A 13,198-nucleotide genomic window follows, 5' to 3' on the forward strand; every position below is an offset into this window, starting at 1 on the left:
CGGTGACTAGTGAGGTCCGCCTTACCCCGGCGGGCGAAATTTATCTTGATATCAAGATACCTCACTTCGCCCGGCGACGCGGACTCAGCCGTCGTCGATGTCCGTGTCGGCGGCATCCGCCGCTCGTGCGACGAGGACCGGTTCCTCTTGGAGACACAGGTCGATGAGTTTCGACAAGAGCTCGCTGAGCGTCGTCGCGCCGAGCAGCCGGAACCGGTCGTACTCGCTCAGCGGCGCCATCGCGGTGAGCTGCCACGAGGACTCCACGGGGTCGTCCGAGACCTCCGTGTCGGGATCCCACCGCGCCTCCTCGAGCACCGCTGCGAGGGTCGCGACACGGCGCACGACCCGTTCCGCCTCGCGGCGCAGCGGCAGGAGGTCGTCGTCCCACGTCAGCGGTTCCAGCGTCGTAATGTCTGCGATCGGATGCGGATCATCGTCCCTCCACCGATCGACCGCGATCCGGTCCCCGCCGACCGCGATGACGAACAGATCCGCGGCGCCTGCCTCGATCCGGACGATCCTCGCCATCGTGCCGAGCGAACTGCGCTCGTCTCCTCCCCCCGACTCCCATCCCCGCTCGATGAGGACGACACCGAAAGAGGGATCCTCGGCATCCAGAAGACGACCCATCATCGTCAGGTACCGCGGCTCGAACACCCGAAGCGCCAACGGCGTGTGCGGGAACAGCACGCTGCCGAGGGGAAACATGGGAACGGCGTCCATGCGGCCCAGTCAACCACTCGGCGAAGTGCGCCGGGCGGGCTGTCAGGTCTCGTCGGGTCGCGCGGCGCGTCGGGGGTAGAGCGCTCTGACCGCCAGCCACGTGACGGCCACCATCGGTGCGAAGAGCGGGAGTCCCATGATGAGCTTCAGCGTGCCGAGCGCCGCCGTCTGATCGGCGAGGTACAACGGCAGTTGAACCGCCAGCCGTGCGAAGAAGAGCGCGGCCCACGCGATCGCGAGCCAGAAGAAGACCCGGCGCTTGCGCCGATCGGCTCGCCACGCCGTGCCCTCGTTCATCAAGAAGCCGACAGCCAGCCCGATCAGCGACCAGCCGACGAGTGCCGACACGAGGAAAGCGGTGCCGTAGGCGGCGTTGGTGATGAGCCCCGGGACGAAGTTGTCGACGCCGCGGCCTGTGAACAGGGCGAGGGCCGCTGCGGCACCGGTGGCCACCAGACCGCCGAAGGCCGCCGCCACGGGCGAGCGCTGGATCAGTCGGATGACCGTGAAGACGGCCGCCAGCCCGACCGACGCCACCAGCGACACAACGAGATCCTGTCCCGTGACGGTGAACAGGACCACGAAGACGAGACCGGGCAGGACCGACTCCGCGATCCCGCGCCACCCGCCCATCGCACGCCAGACCACATGACCCGTCGTGGCGTCCGCGTGCGGATCCAGGCCGGCCCGCTTGGCCGCCCCTCCGAGAGCCTGGCCGAGGAGGTCGGATGCCGCGGACTCGCCCGCCGATGGCGGTACAAGATCATCGTGCCTCGACCGCGTGTCACCGGGCTCCGGGCGCTCCTTCGACGCGGTCATGCGCCACCGGGCGACGCCGGCATCTTCAGGGGGATGAGGTCGCGCGGCGGCATGGGGGTGTTGCCACGGACGACGACGATCGAGCGGAACAGATCCTCGACCTGCTCCGCTGCGGCGATGTCGCTCGCGCCCGCTCCGCCGATGACACCGCGCAGGAACCAGCGTGGACCGTCGACACCGACGAAGCGCGCGAGGCGCTTACCCGCCGCGCCGTCGGCGCCGGCCACGGGGACCTCGGCAAGCAGCTCGGGACCCAGCGGCCCCTCCCGCTCCTCGACGCGCCCGCCCTGCTGACGGACCTGCTGACGGATCTGCTCCCGCGTCTCCTCCCACAGCCCGCTGGAGCGGGGCGCCGCGAAGGGCTGGACCTGCAGGGTCGATCCCGCGTAGTCGAGTCCGACGGCCACGATGCGCTTCGTCTGCTCTTCGACTTCGAGACGGAGGTTGAGACCTTCCCGAGGGAGGACCTTGACTCCGCCGAGGTCGATGTAGGGACGTACGGCGTTCGCCTCCGCCTCGTCGAAGGGGCCGTTCTCGGCCCGATCGCTCGGTGCCGACTTGGGTGCGAGCTCGTCGCTCATGCGGTTGTTCCTGTCGTGTAGCCGGTGGATCCGAATCCCCCGTCGCCGCGCACGCTGTCGGGAAGCGCGTCGACGGGAAGGAAAGTCGCCCGCGAGACGGGCATCACGATGAGCTGGGCGATCCGGTCGCCCGGAGCGATGTCGAAGTGCTCCGCGGCATCCGTGTTCAACAGCGTCACCTTGATCTCGCCCCGGTACCCGGCGTCGACCGTCCCCGGCGAATTGACCACGGTGATGCCGTGCTTTGCGGCGAGACCGCTGCGCGGGACGACGAAGGCGACGTAGCCGTCGGGCAGGGCGATGCGCACTCCCGTGCCGATGAGAGCGCGCTGACCGGGGGCCAGACGGACCTGTTCTGTGGAGACGAGGTCGGCGCCGGCGTCGCCCGGGTGCGCGTAGACGGGCACATGAGCCGAGATAATGGGAACGTCCACGGTATCCATCACCCCCCGAGGCTAATGCACAACCCCGAGCGCACCGTCCCCTCCATTTACCGCGAGCGGCTGAGCCCGTCGCTGTGGCTCCTGGTGAGCGCGGCGGTCTGCGCACCCATGGCGGCCGTGGTGTTCTCTCCGATCGACACGACCCTCGCCCTCGTCATCGGGTTGGCGGTCGGCATCGTCCTGGTGGCGTCACTGATCCTGACCGCTCCCGTGGTGACGCTCGCGGACGGGATCCTCGGGGTCGGGCGGGCCCACATCCCCGTCGCCGACCTCGGTGAACCCGAGGTGCTGACGGGCGAGGAAGCCCGGGCCGCCCGGGGCGGCGGCCTCCGCCGCGACGACTGGCACCTGCTCCGGGGCGGGATCGACGGTGTCGTGCGCGTCCCCGTCGCAGACGACGACGACCCCACGGCACGCTGGGTGTTCTCGTCCCGCACCCCTGACCGGGTGGCGGCGATGATCACCCGCGCGCAGCGGGGTCGCTGATATCGGCGCTGCTTACGCGGCGCACTCGGTGCAGATCGCACCGATCGAGGTCTGGTGGTCGATCTGGGTCCGGTGCTTCACCAGGAAGCACTCGACGCAGGTGAACTCATCCTCCTGCGGGGGAAGGACGACGACGTCGAGGTCGACGTCGGAGAGGTCGGCGCCGGGAAGCTCGAAACCGCTGGGGTTGTCGGAGTCCTCGACGTCGACCGAGCCGGACATCTTGTCCGGGACGCGTTCCTTGAGAGCCTCGATCGACTCGCTGTCGTCTTCGGTCTTGCGGGGGGCGTCGTAATCCGTGGCCATTCGAGAACGTCTCAACTTTCGGGGTGGTGCTGTGGGGGCGGCCCGTTCGGGCGGCCATAGTTTGCATCACCTGTCGGTGAATCGCAAATGAGCCGTCGAGTCGTCGCCGCCTTTCGGAGGTGCCCCACCGCAAACTCGCGGCACGCCCCGGATATTCCCGCTCTCCACGGTTCGCCGTGACACCATGAACGCACCCGCTGGATCTGGAGGACGTCCGCATGGAACAGCTCAAAGTGATCGGTACCGAAGACGGTCGCCTGATGCTCGCGACCGACGCCGGCGACCGATTCTCCCTCGCCGTGGACGAGGCGCTGCGCGCCCAGCTCCGGCGCCTGCAGCGGGAGGCCGAGCCCCGCACGACGCGGCCGAACCCGCGTGACATCCAGTCCCACATCCGCGCCGGTATGACCGCGGAGGACGTCGCGCAGCTCCTCGGAGTGCGCGTCGAGGACGTGCAGCGCTTCGAGGGGCCCGTCCTGGCCGAGCGCGAGCACATCGTGGGCCAGGCCCTCGCGGTGACGGTACTCATCGGCGGCGAACTCGATCCGGGCGCGCAGCCGACGTTCGGGAACGCCGTCCGCGCCAAACTCGCCGAAGCCGGCGCCACCGGCGAACGGTGGACGAGCTGGAAGGACCAGAACGGCTGGACCGTGAAGCTCGAGTTCACGGTGGGCGAGGTCGAGCACGACGCTCGCTGGTCGTTCGACCCCCGCCGTTCGTCCCTGGCCCCGCAGAATTCCGATGCCACGCAGCTGTCGCGGCAGGGCTCGCTGCCGGAGGGGCTCATCCCCCGCCTGCGCGCGCTCGATTCGGCGCCGCAGAAGGATGCCTCACGGTTCGACTCCGGCGCATTCGGTCCTCGTGCGGTGACCGAACCGGAGGCCGACCTCGAGACGCCCGACGCTCGCCCGGCATCCTCCGCCGCGGTGCAGCAGGCTGCGATCAAGCGCGCGCCGGACGCTCCCGTCACTTCTGCGGAGACGGCCGACCTCCTCGAGGCGCTCCGTCGTCGCCGTGGACAGCGCGAACCCATGCCCGGCGAGCCCGGCGGCGAACGTTCATCGACCCCCGTGGCACTTTTCGACGCTCCGGAAGCCGAGACTGAGCCGGCGGCGACGTCAGAGCCGGAGACCGTCGAGCCCGAGGCCGCCGCGGAGCCTCCCGCCGAGCAGAGCCGCCGACGCGGTCGCACCTCGATGCCCTCCTGGGACGAGATCGTCTTCGGCGCTCGTACCGAGGACGGCTGAGTTCAGCCGAACGCGCCGAGTCGCACCAGCGGGACGATGCGCTCCTGATCGGTGAGCGAGCCGTGCTGGCCGATCATGTTCTGCGGCTTCTTGTCGGCCTCTCTGTCGTCGTAGTAGGCCACAGCTGAGCGAGCGGCGACGAGGACATCGCCGATACGCGGCACGACCTCCGGGTCGGGCGACGCGCCGAACAGCCCGGCGTCCACCGCCTGCTCCCGAGACATCACCCAGGAGCGGGAGGCCTCGGCATCCCGCCACCGTTCCGCCACCTCCGCCGCTCTGCCGTCATCGGCATAGAGGTGGAGCATGCGCGGCTCGCCTCCGATGATGCTCACGCCGTCCACGAGCGGGTCGCCGTCGCGGAGCAGGATCTGACGCTGCCGCGGGACGTCGACGATGCCGTGGTCCGCGGTGAGGATCGCCCCGGCGTGAGAGCCGATGGCGGTATCCAGATCCCGTGCCGCCCCGTCCACCCGCTCGAGACCGGCGGCCCACTCGTCGCTCTCCCATCCCCGCGCGTGGGCGATCGTATCGAGCTCGGGCACGTAGGCGTAGACGAGAGCCCCGGGATGCCGGAGCGCGAGGTCCGCGGCGCGTTCCACGCGCTCGGAGATCGAGGCGGCGCCGATGAACTCCGCACCTCGCTGAAGGGCGGCCGTGAAGCCGGTCCCGGCGTACCGAGACTGGGAGACGACGAAGCACGGACGCCCGGCGGCGGACTCGCGTTCGAGGAGGGGGACGGATCGCTGCCAGGTCAGCGGGTCCAGCCCGTCGGTCTCCCACCCCTTGAGCTGATTCGGCGCCAGGGCGGTCCCGGGGATGCGGACCCGGTAGCCGACGAGGCCGTGCCGGCCGGGCATCTCGCCGGTGAGGAGACTCGCGAGGGCCACCGCGGTCGTCGAGGGGAAGACGGTGCGGGCGGCATCCCGCTTCGTCATCCGTGCGGTCAGGAAGCGGGCGTACCCCGCGCGAGCCGTCAGGTTCGCGCGACCGAGACCGTCGACCACCAGCACGACGGCCGACCGAGCCGACGGGAACCAGTCCCCGCGCCCCTCGAGGGAGGCCAGGATCTGCGGCACGACACCGGTGAGGCTCCGGGCTGACGGCGGGTCCACGGGTAGGCTGAGAGACACCCGGGTCAGTCTTCCACACGGTGCTCCGCCGCCGTCTCTGGCCCCTCGCAGCATCTCCCGAAGACCGATCGAGGCCATGGCATCGCGCACTCCCCCTCCCCCGCCCGCTGTTGAACGCATCGAGGACGTCGACCTCGCTGACGAGATGCAGGGCTCGTTCCTGGAGTACGCCTACTCGGTGATCTATTCGCGGGCCCTGCCGGACGCCCGCGACGGCCTCAAGCCCGTGCAGCGCCGCATCCTCTTCCAGATGTCCGAGATGGGCCTGCGTCCCGACCGAGGCCACGTGAAGAGTGCGCGCGTCGTCGGCGACGTGATGGGCAAGCTTCACCCGCACGGCGACTCCGCGATCTACGACGCGCTCGTCCGCCTCGCTCAGGACTTCGCCCTGCGGGTCCCGCTCGTGGACGGACACGGCAACTTCGGCTCTCTCGACGACGGCCCGGCGGCCGCCCGCTACACCGAGGCCCGGCTCGCGGCATCCGCTCTGGCTCTGACGGAGAACCTCGACGAGGACGTCGTCGACTTCATCCCGAACTACGACGGTCAGTTCCAGCAGCCCGAGGTGCTCTCGGCGGCGTTCCCGAACCTGCTGGTCAACGGCGCGACGGGCATCGCCGTCGGCATGGCGACCAACATGGCGCCGCACAACCTCATCGAGGTCGTCTCGGCGGCGATCCACCTGCTCGAGAACCCCGGCGCGACCCTCGAGGAGCTCATGGAGTTCGTCCCGGGGCCGGACCTCCCGGGCGGCGGCGTCATCGTCGGACTCGATGGCATCAAGGAGGCCTACCAGACCGGCCGCGGCACGTTCCGCACTCGCGCGAAGACGTCGATCGAGCCGCTCGGACCGCGCCGCACCGGCATCGTCGTCACGGAACTGCCCTACATGGTGGGACCGGAGCGCGTCATGGAGAAGATCCGCGACGCCGTCTCATCCAAGAAGCTCACCGGCATCTCCGACCTCACCGACCTCACGGACCGCAACAACGGCCTGCGCCTCGTGATCGGCATCAAGACGGGCTTCGACCCGAACGCCGTCCTCGAGCAGCTGTACCGCCTCACCCCCCTCGAGGACTCGTTCGGCATCAACAACGTCGCCCTGGTCGGCGGCCAGCCGCAGACCCTCGGGCTCAAGGAGCTGCTGCGCGTCTATCTGGATCACCGCATCCAGGTCGTGACACGGCGCAGCCGCTTCCGTCTCGCCCGCAAGCAGGAGCGCCTTCACCTCGTCGAGGGCCTTCTCATCGCGATCCTCGACATCGACGAGGTCATCCAGGTCATCCGCACCTCGGACGACAGCGAGCAGGCTCGCATGCGCCTCATGGACGTCTTCGACCTGTCGCAGCGGCAGGCCGAGTACATCCTGGAACTCCGCCTCCGGCGCCTCACGAAGTTCTCGCGCGTCGAGCTCGAGGCCGAGCAGAACACGCTGAAGGCCGACATCGCCGCGCTCGAAGAGCTCCTCGGCAGCGACGTCCTCCTCCGTCGCCAGGTTGCGACCGAGTTGGATGCCGCGTCCGAGGCCTTCGGTACGCCGCGTCGGACGCTCCTCATGAACGGCGGGCCCGTCGCCCCGCGCGGCCGCGCCGCCGCGCCGGCGGACCTCCAGATCGCCGACGCGCCGTGCCGTGTCTATCTGTCGGCGACGGGCCGTATGGTGCGGGCGGAGCTCATCGCCGACGCGCCCGGCGGCGGTGTCGTCCCTCCGGCGCGTCGCTCGAAGCACGACGCGATCCGCGCCGCGGTCGATGGAACGACGAGAGGCGACCTCGGGGCGGTGACGACGCTCGGCCGCCTGGTCCGGTTCACCCCCGTCGACCTGCCGTCCGTACCGGCGAATTCGGTGCAACTGGCGGCCGGCACGCGCGCGGACCAGTACCTCGGCCTCGCCCCGACGGAGCACGTCGTGACCGTCGTTCCGCTGACGACCGACGCGCCGATCGCGCTCGGGACCGCACAGGGCGTCGTCAAACGCGTCTCCGCCACCGAGCTCCCCCCGGGCAAGCCGGACGTCGAGATCATCTCCTTGAAACCCGGCGACACGGTCGTGGGGGCCGCTCTCGCCGCCGACGGCAGCGAACTCGTCTTCATCTCGAGTGACGCCCAGCTGCTGCGCTTCGACGCTTCGACCGTCCGCCCTCAGGGCCGCTCCGCCGGTGGCATGGCCGGCATCCGACTTTCGGACGGTGCCCGCGTCATCGCTTTCGCGGCGGTCACCGCCACGGACGAGACGGTCGTGGCGACGGTCGCCGGCGCCAGCGCTGCACTGCCGGGGACCGACCCGGGATCGGCGAAGGTCTCGCTGTTCTCGGAGTTCCCGTCCAAGGGCCGCGCGACCGGCGGTGTGCGCGCTCAGCGCTTCCTCCGCTGGGAGGATGCTCTTCTCGTCGCCTGGATCGGCGACGCCCCGCGCGCCGTCGGTCTGGACGGCGCAGTCCGCCCGTTGCCGGACGCCGGAGCTAAGCGGGATGCCTCGGGCCAGGCCCTCGACGCCGCCGTCGGCGCCATAGGCACCGTCGTCGGCTGAGGGTCGTCAGCCGTCCAGCTTCGCTTTGACGTAGGCGACGATCGCATTCGCGTGACCGTGCCCGAGCCCGTGCTCGTTCTTCAGGACGGCGACGGTCTCCATGTGGGTGCGGGTGTCGAGCGCGTCGGCGGCGATGTCGAGCCAGCGCTGCACCGGCTGACCGTACGTCTTCTCGATGCTCGGGAAATAGGACGCGGGGCCTTTCGGCTTCTCGCCCGGGGCGATGACGGGCGCGACGACGCGGTGGGCTTCCATACGCGTCACGCTAGTGCCGCCGTCGTCAGGCGTCGATGCGCTCGCGGTCGAGCCGCTCACTCGAGGTGACGATGAAGTCGCGACGCGGCGCGACCTCGGAGCCCATCAGGAGTTCGAAGACCGTCGAGGCGACCTCCGCGTCCTGCACGCGGACGCGGCGGAGGGTGCGTCCTGCACGGTCCATCGTCGTGGTGGCGAGCTGATCGGCATCCATCTCCCCGAGCCCCTTGTAGCGCTGGACCGGTTCCTGCCACCGCTTGCCGGACTTCGTGAGCTTCGCCAGGAGTGTGTGCAGCTCCTGCTCGCTGTAGGTGTAGATCGTCTCGTTCGGCTTGGTGCCGGGGTTCATGACGACGACCCGGTGCAGCGGTGGGACGGCGGCGTACACGCGGCCCTCTTCGATCAGCGGTCGCATGTAGCGGAAGAACAGGGTCAGCAGCAGCGTGCGGATGTGAGCGCCGTCGACGTCAGCGTCGCTCATCAGGATGATCTTGCCGTAGCGGGCGGCCTCGAGGTCGAAGGATCGCCCCGACCCTGCGCCGATCACCTGGATGATCGCCGCGCACTCGGCGTTCGACAGCATGTCGCTGATCGATGCCTTCTGCACGTTGAGGATCTTGCCGCGGATCGGCAGCAGAGCCTGGTACTCGCTGTTGCGCGCGAGCTTCGCGGTGCCGAGAGCGGAGTCGCCCTCGACGATGAACAGCTCGGACTCGGCCACATCGTTCGTGCGGCAGTCGGCCAGCTTGGTCGGAAGCGAGGACGACTCGAGCGCGTTCTTGCGGCGCTGCGTCTCCTTGTGCGTACGCGCCGAGATGCGCGCCTTCATCTCCGAGACGACCTTCTCGAGCAGGAGGGCCGTCTGAGCCTTGTCGTCGCGCTTCGCAGATGCGAACTTCGCGGCGAGCTGCTTCGAGACGACGGATGCCACGATGTTGCGGACGGCGGGCGTTCCGAGGATCTCCTTCGTCTGTCCCTCGAACTGTGGTTCGGGGAGACGCACGGTGAGCACGGTCGAGAGCCCGGCGAGGATGTCGTCCTTCTCGATCTTCTCGTTCGCGCCGACCTTGAGCTTCCGTGCGTTCGACTCGATCTGGCCGCGGAGGGTCTTCATCAGCCCCTGCTCGAACCCCTGCTGGTGCGTGCCGCCCTTGGGCGTCGCGATGATGTTCACGAACGAACGGGCGACCGTCTCGTACCCGGTCCCCCATCGCAGTGCGATGTCGACCTCGCACTCCCGCTCCACCTCCGTGGGCACCATGGCACCCGAAGCCTGCAGGACGGGAACCGTTTCGGTGAACGTACCGGTGCCCGACAGACGCCAGGTGTCGGTGATGGGTGCGTCGGGCGCGAGGAATTCCGCGAACTCGGAGATGCCGCCGTCGTAGCGGAAGCTCGTCTCGACCTCTTCGTCGGCCCGCCGATCGACGATGACGATCTCGAGTCCCGGGACGAGGAACGCCGTCTGCCGCGCACGTTGCTCGAGCTCGCTCAGATCGAAGGCGGCATCCTTCGTGAAGATCTGCCGGTCGGCCCAATAGCGGATGCGACTGCCTGTGACGCCGCGAGGCGCCTTGCCGACGACTCTGAGCTCGCTGGACTTCTCGAAGGGACGGAACGACGACGCGGGGCCGTCACCGTCGAACAGTCCGGGCTCACCGCGGTGGAACGACATCGAGTAGGTCTTGCCGCCGCGGTCGACTTCGACGTCGAGTCGCTCTGACAGGGCGTTCACGACGGACGCACCGACACCGTGGAGACCGCCGGATGCGGCGTACGATCCCCCGCCGAACTTGCCACCGGCATGCAGCTTGGTGAAGACGACCTCGACACCCGTCAACCCCGTGCGGGGCTCGATGTCGACCGGGATGCCGCGGGCACGGTCGCGGACCTCGACGCTGCCGTCGGCGTAGAGCAGGATCTCGATGCGATCGCCGTGGCCACCGAGAGCCTCGTCGACCGAGTTGTCGATGATCTCCCAGAGGCAGTGCATGAGACCGCGGGAATCCGTCGAGCCGATGTACATGCCCGGCCGCTTGCGCACGGCTTCGAGCCCTTCCAGGACCTGGAGATGATGGGCGGAATACTCGGCGGTCACGATCTCCCATCGTATTCGGCGTCGCCGACACACCGCCGATCGACACACGAGCGGTCGGGAGGTCGGCGGACGCAGCGGACGCAGCGGACGCATACCGTACGCGCACAGCGAAATGTCACGCAATGGCGGCATACGTGCAACATCCCCGTGGTTGTATGACATGACAGTTCACCCGTCATGAGCAGTACGAGGAGGCACCTGACATGAGCACGTCGACCACCACCGAGCCTGGAGCCGTCCTCGAACACCGCCTGACGGCGATGGATCGCTGCGACTCCTGCGGAGCCCAGGCCTACATCGCCGCAGAGGTCAACGGGAGCGAACTCCTGTTCTGCGCCCACCACGGACGTAAGTATGAGGAGAAGCTCCGCGCCGTCGCCACCTCGTGGCACGACGAGACCGCCCGCCTCACCGAAACGGTCTGAGCCGCGGCATCCCGATCACGACGAAAGCCCCCTGCATCGTGCAGGGGGCTTTCGCGTTGCGCTCGGGCCCGGGCCCGGGCCCAGGCAGATCCGGTCAGAACCCGACGGCGGCCTGGTACACCGGCAGCAGACCCGTACGGACGCCCGATGCCGAGGGCTTCGGTTGGAAGACGCTCGAGTTGTGGTTTCCCTCGATGACGACCGGGCCGGCCGGGGTGATCGCGATGTCCCACCCCACGTACGGCGCTTCGGGCGTGCGGCGTGCGAGGGCGGCGACGAGATCGAGGACGCGGCTGTACTCCGGCACCTGGAATCCGACGATCGGGGTGCCGGTGACCGGGTGCTCGCTGTAGACGTTGCTGTTCTTGTCGACGCCCGGATACATGGCGACGCCGTCGTCGTCGAGCATCGTGAACATGCCGCCCGAGGCGAAGTTGTCGATCACGTCGCCGTTGCCGATGCGGAGGACCGCGGCGAGCAAGTGGACGCGGTCTTCCGTGTCGAGGAAGGTGATGAGGCGGACGGTGTTGACGGCCTCGGGGTACAGCGCAGACATCTCGGGATGCTGGACGATGAACTCGTCGAGGACGGTCTGCCCCTTCGCCGTGACCTCGGCGCGGAAACGTGCCGCATCGACGTCCGGCGCCACCTCGTGCAAGTCGATGCCGCCGCCGCCGTGCCCCTCGTTCGGCTTCGCGAGGACGCACGGATGCCGGGCGAGGAAGGCCGCCAACTGGGTGTCGTCGACGTCGCGGAGGTCGATCGTCTCGCGGCCGAGGAGGTCCGCGTACTCGCGGGCGAAGCGGCGCTTGTCCTCGAGCTTCGAACGCCCCTCGGGGGTGTTGTACATCTTCGTGATCCGGAACGACTTGGGGTGCGTCATCCAGGTCTTCCGCTCCCGTGCGTTCAGCAGGCGGATGTCCCAGACCGCGTAGTCGCGGAACGCCATGTCGTAGCGCAGCGAGCACCACAGCATGTCGGCGATGATCACCGGCAGGGGTGCCTTCGACACGCGCTGCACGGTGCGCGCGAACTCGACGAGGTTGCCCGGTCGGATCCTCCGCGCGCGTCGGATCAGGTACTGCAGGCGGACGCGGATGCGGCGCATGGCGGTCCCTTCGGTTCGGGTCGGTCAGAAACGCATCGCGGCGCGGTACCGGGGCAGCAGGCCACGGCGGATGCCGGAGACGGACGGCTTCGACTGGAACACACCCGAGTTGTGGTTGCCCTCGATGACGACCGGACCCTCGGGCGTGATGGCGATGTCCCACCCGATGTACGGGAACGCGGGCACACGCCGCGCGAGCCGGTCCACCAGTGCCAGGACCTCGTCGTACAGCGGGACCTGGAAGCCCGTGATGGGCGTACCGGTGGCAGGGTGTTCCGCGAACGGACGCCCCTCCTCGTCGCTGGCGGCGTGAAGGGCGCGGCCCTGCTCGTCGAGCATCGTGTACATGCCGCCGTTGCTGAAGTTGTCGATGACCCCGCCGTTGCCGATCTTCAGGACGCCCGCAAGGACGTGCACCTCACCGTCGGGGTCGAGGTACGACACCATCCGGAGCGAGTTGACGCTGCCCGGGTAGAGCGCGGCCATGTCGGGGTGCTGGACCAGTACTTCCTCGACCAGGTTCTGCCTGTCGGCGAGAAGACGCTCGCGGAACGCGGCGGTGTCGCCGATCTCCGCCGAGTCGATCAGCGTGATCCCGTTCCCTCCGACACCGCCCGGGTTCTTCGCGATGATGCGCGGATGCCGCCCCACGAAGTCGGCGAAGGTCGCGGCATCCGTCTCATCGAGATCGATCCACTCGCGGCCGAGCTCCGGACCGAACCGCGTCGCGAACTGGAGCTTGTCATCGAAGATGGCCCGCTGCGCGTTGTCGTTGAGACGTCGCGACAGGTGGAACGACTTCGGGTCGGTCATGTAGGTCTTGCGCTCGCGCCCCTTGAGGATGCGGAAGTCCCACTCCGAGTAGTTCTCGAAGGTGGTCTCGTAGCGCACCGAGCACCACGCCATGTCGGCCACGACCCACCACAGCGGCGCCTTCGAGAGCCGCGCGGACTGGCGGGCGAACTGCAGCACCCGGTCGGTGTCGAAGTTGACGACCCGCTTCACGAAGAAGCGTCCGCGACGGTAGAGCCTGTTCACGGC

14 protein-coding genes are annotated in these 13,198 nt (G+C 69.0%); 4 read left to right on the plus strand and 10 right to left on the minus strand.

All coding sequences use genetic code 11. The annotated features are described in order from the left end of the window. Window positions 1–84: 84 nt before the first annotated feature. From BBA86_RS05255 to dut, 4 genes are read right to left on the minus strand one after another with little or no spacing between them, the layout of a single operon-like run. Window positions 85–726 (minus strand): LON peptidase substrate-binding domain-containing protein, encoded by a 642-nt coding sequence (locus tag BBA86_RS05255; protein WP_065570607.1) that lies wholly within the window; start codon window positions 724–726, stop codon window positions 85–87. A 42-nt stretch (window positions 727–768) separates the two neighbouring features. Then, complete coding sequence (locus BBA86_RS05260; protein ID WP_065570608.1) at window positions 769–1,545, minus strand: DUF3159 domain-containing protein; 777 nt, start codon at window positions 1,543–1,545, stop codon at window positions 769–771. Next, window positions 1,542–2,126, minus strand: a complete 585-nt coding sequence (locus BBA86_RS05265) for a DUF3710 domain-containing protein (protein ID WP_065570609.1) — start codon at window positions 2,124–2,126, stop codon at window positions 1,542–1,544. Before BBA86_RS05265 ends, BBA86_RS05260 begins: the two co-directional genes overlap by 4 nt. Further along, a complete protein-coding gene (dut, locus tag BBA86_RS05270) occupies window positions 2,123–2,572 on the minus strand; it encodes a dUTP diphosphatase (protein WP_189318423.1) in 450 nt (149 codons plus the stop codon). The genes BBA86_RS05265 and dut overlap by 4 nt, the downstream gene beginning before the upstream one ends. Before the next feature lie 12 nt (window positions 2,573–2,584). On the opposite strand from dut, the gene BBA86_RS05275 reads away from it, so the two are divergent. Then, complete coding sequence (locus BBA86_RS05275) at window positions 2,585–3,055, plus strand: DUF3093 domain-containing protein (RefSeq protein WP_065570611.1); 471 nt, start codon at window positions 2,585–2,587, stop codon at window positions 3,053–3,055. Between the two features lie 12 nt (window positions 3,056–3,067). Here BBA86_RS05275 and BBA86_RS05280 read toward each other — a convergent pair whose 3' ends face one another. After that, entirely contained in the window at window positions 3,068–3,361 is a 294-nt protein-coding gene (locus tag BBA86_RS05280) for a DUF4193 domain-containing protein (protein WP_018186686.1), read from the minus strand. Between the two features lie 218 nt (window positions 3,362–3,579). On the opposite strand from BBA86_RS05280, the gene sepH reads away from it, so the two are divergent. Then, entirely contained in the window at window positions 3,580–4,608 is a 1,029-nt protein-coding gene (sepH, locus tag BBA86_RS05285) for a septation protein SepH (RefSeq protein WP_065570612.1), read from the plus strand. A 2-nt stretch (window positions 4,609–4,610) separates the two neighbouring features. Here the strand turns inward: sepH and BBA86_RS05290 are convergent, their stop codons facing one another. Next, window positions 4,611–5,723 (minus strand): alkaline phosphatase family protein, encoded by a 1,113-nt coding sequence (locus tag BBA86_RS05290; protein ID WP_065570613.1) that lies wholly within the window; start codon window positions 5,721–5,723, stop codon window positions 4,611–4,613. A 94-nt stretch (window positions 5,724–5,817) separates the two neighbouring features. Here BBA86_RS05290 and BBA86_RS05295 point away from each other — a divergent pair, with 94 nt between their 5' ends. Further along, complete coding sequence (locus BBA86_RS05295) at window positions 5,818–8,271, plus strand: DNA topoisomerase (ATP-hydrolyzing) subunit A (protein WP_065570614.1); 2,454 nt, start codon at window positions 5,818–5,820, stop codon at window positions 8,269–8,271. Between the two features lie 6 nt (window positions 8,272–8,277). Here BBA86_RS05295 and BBA86_RS05300 read toward each other — a convergent pair whose 3' ends face one another. Continuing rightward, window positions 8,278–8,526 carry a DUF4287 domain-containing protein gene (locus BBA86_RS05300; protein ID WP_065570615.1) on the minus strand — a complete coding sequence of 83 codons (249 nt, stop codon included), beginning with the start codon at window positions 8,524–8,526 and terminating at the stop codon, window positions 8,278–8,280. Between the two features lie 25 nt (window positions 8,527–8,551). Beyond that, a complete protein-coding gene (locus BBA86_RS05305) occupies window positions 8,552–10,624 on the minus strand; it encodes a DNA topoisomerase IV subunit B (RefSeq protein WP_065570616.1) in 2,073 nt (690 codons plus the stop codon). A 203-nt stretch (window positions 10,625–10,827) separates the two neighbouring features. Here BBA86_RS05305 and BBA86_RS05310 point away from each other — a divergent pair, with 203 nt between their 5' ends. Next, complete coding sequence (locus BBA86_RS05310; protein WP_065570617.1) at window positions 10,828–11,049, plus strand: hypothetical protein; 222 nt, start codon at window positions 10,828–10,830, stop codon at window positions 11,047–11,049. A gap of 94 nt (window positions 11,050–11,143) precedes the next feature. Here BBA86_RS05310 and BBA86_RS05315 read toward each other — a convergent pair whose 3' ends face one another. Both BBA86_RS05315 and BBA86_RS05320 read right to left on the minus strand, forming a co-directional pair. Next, a complete protein-coding gene (locus tag BBA86_RS05315) occupies window positions 11,144–12,157 on the minus strand; it encodes a sugar-transfer associated ATP-grasp domain-containing protein (RefSeq protein WP_065570618.1) in 1,014 nt (337 codons plus the stop codon). A gap of 24 nt (window positions 12,158–12,181) precedes the next feature. Further along, the gene (locus tag BBA86_RS05320; protein WP_223247031.1) at window positions 12,182–13,195 is read right to left on the minus strand and encodes a sugar-transfer associated ATP-grasp domain-containing protein; all 1,014 of its coding nucleotides are present in this window, start codon (window positions 13,193–13,195) and stop codon (window positions 12,182–12,184) included. Window positions 13,196–13,198: the final 3 nt, after the last annotated feature.

Source organism: Microbacterium oleivorans (assembly GCF_001691565.1).
Lineage (GTDB): Bacteria > Actinomycetota > Actinomycetes > Actinomycetales > Microbacteriaceae > Microbacterium > Microbacterium oleivorans_B.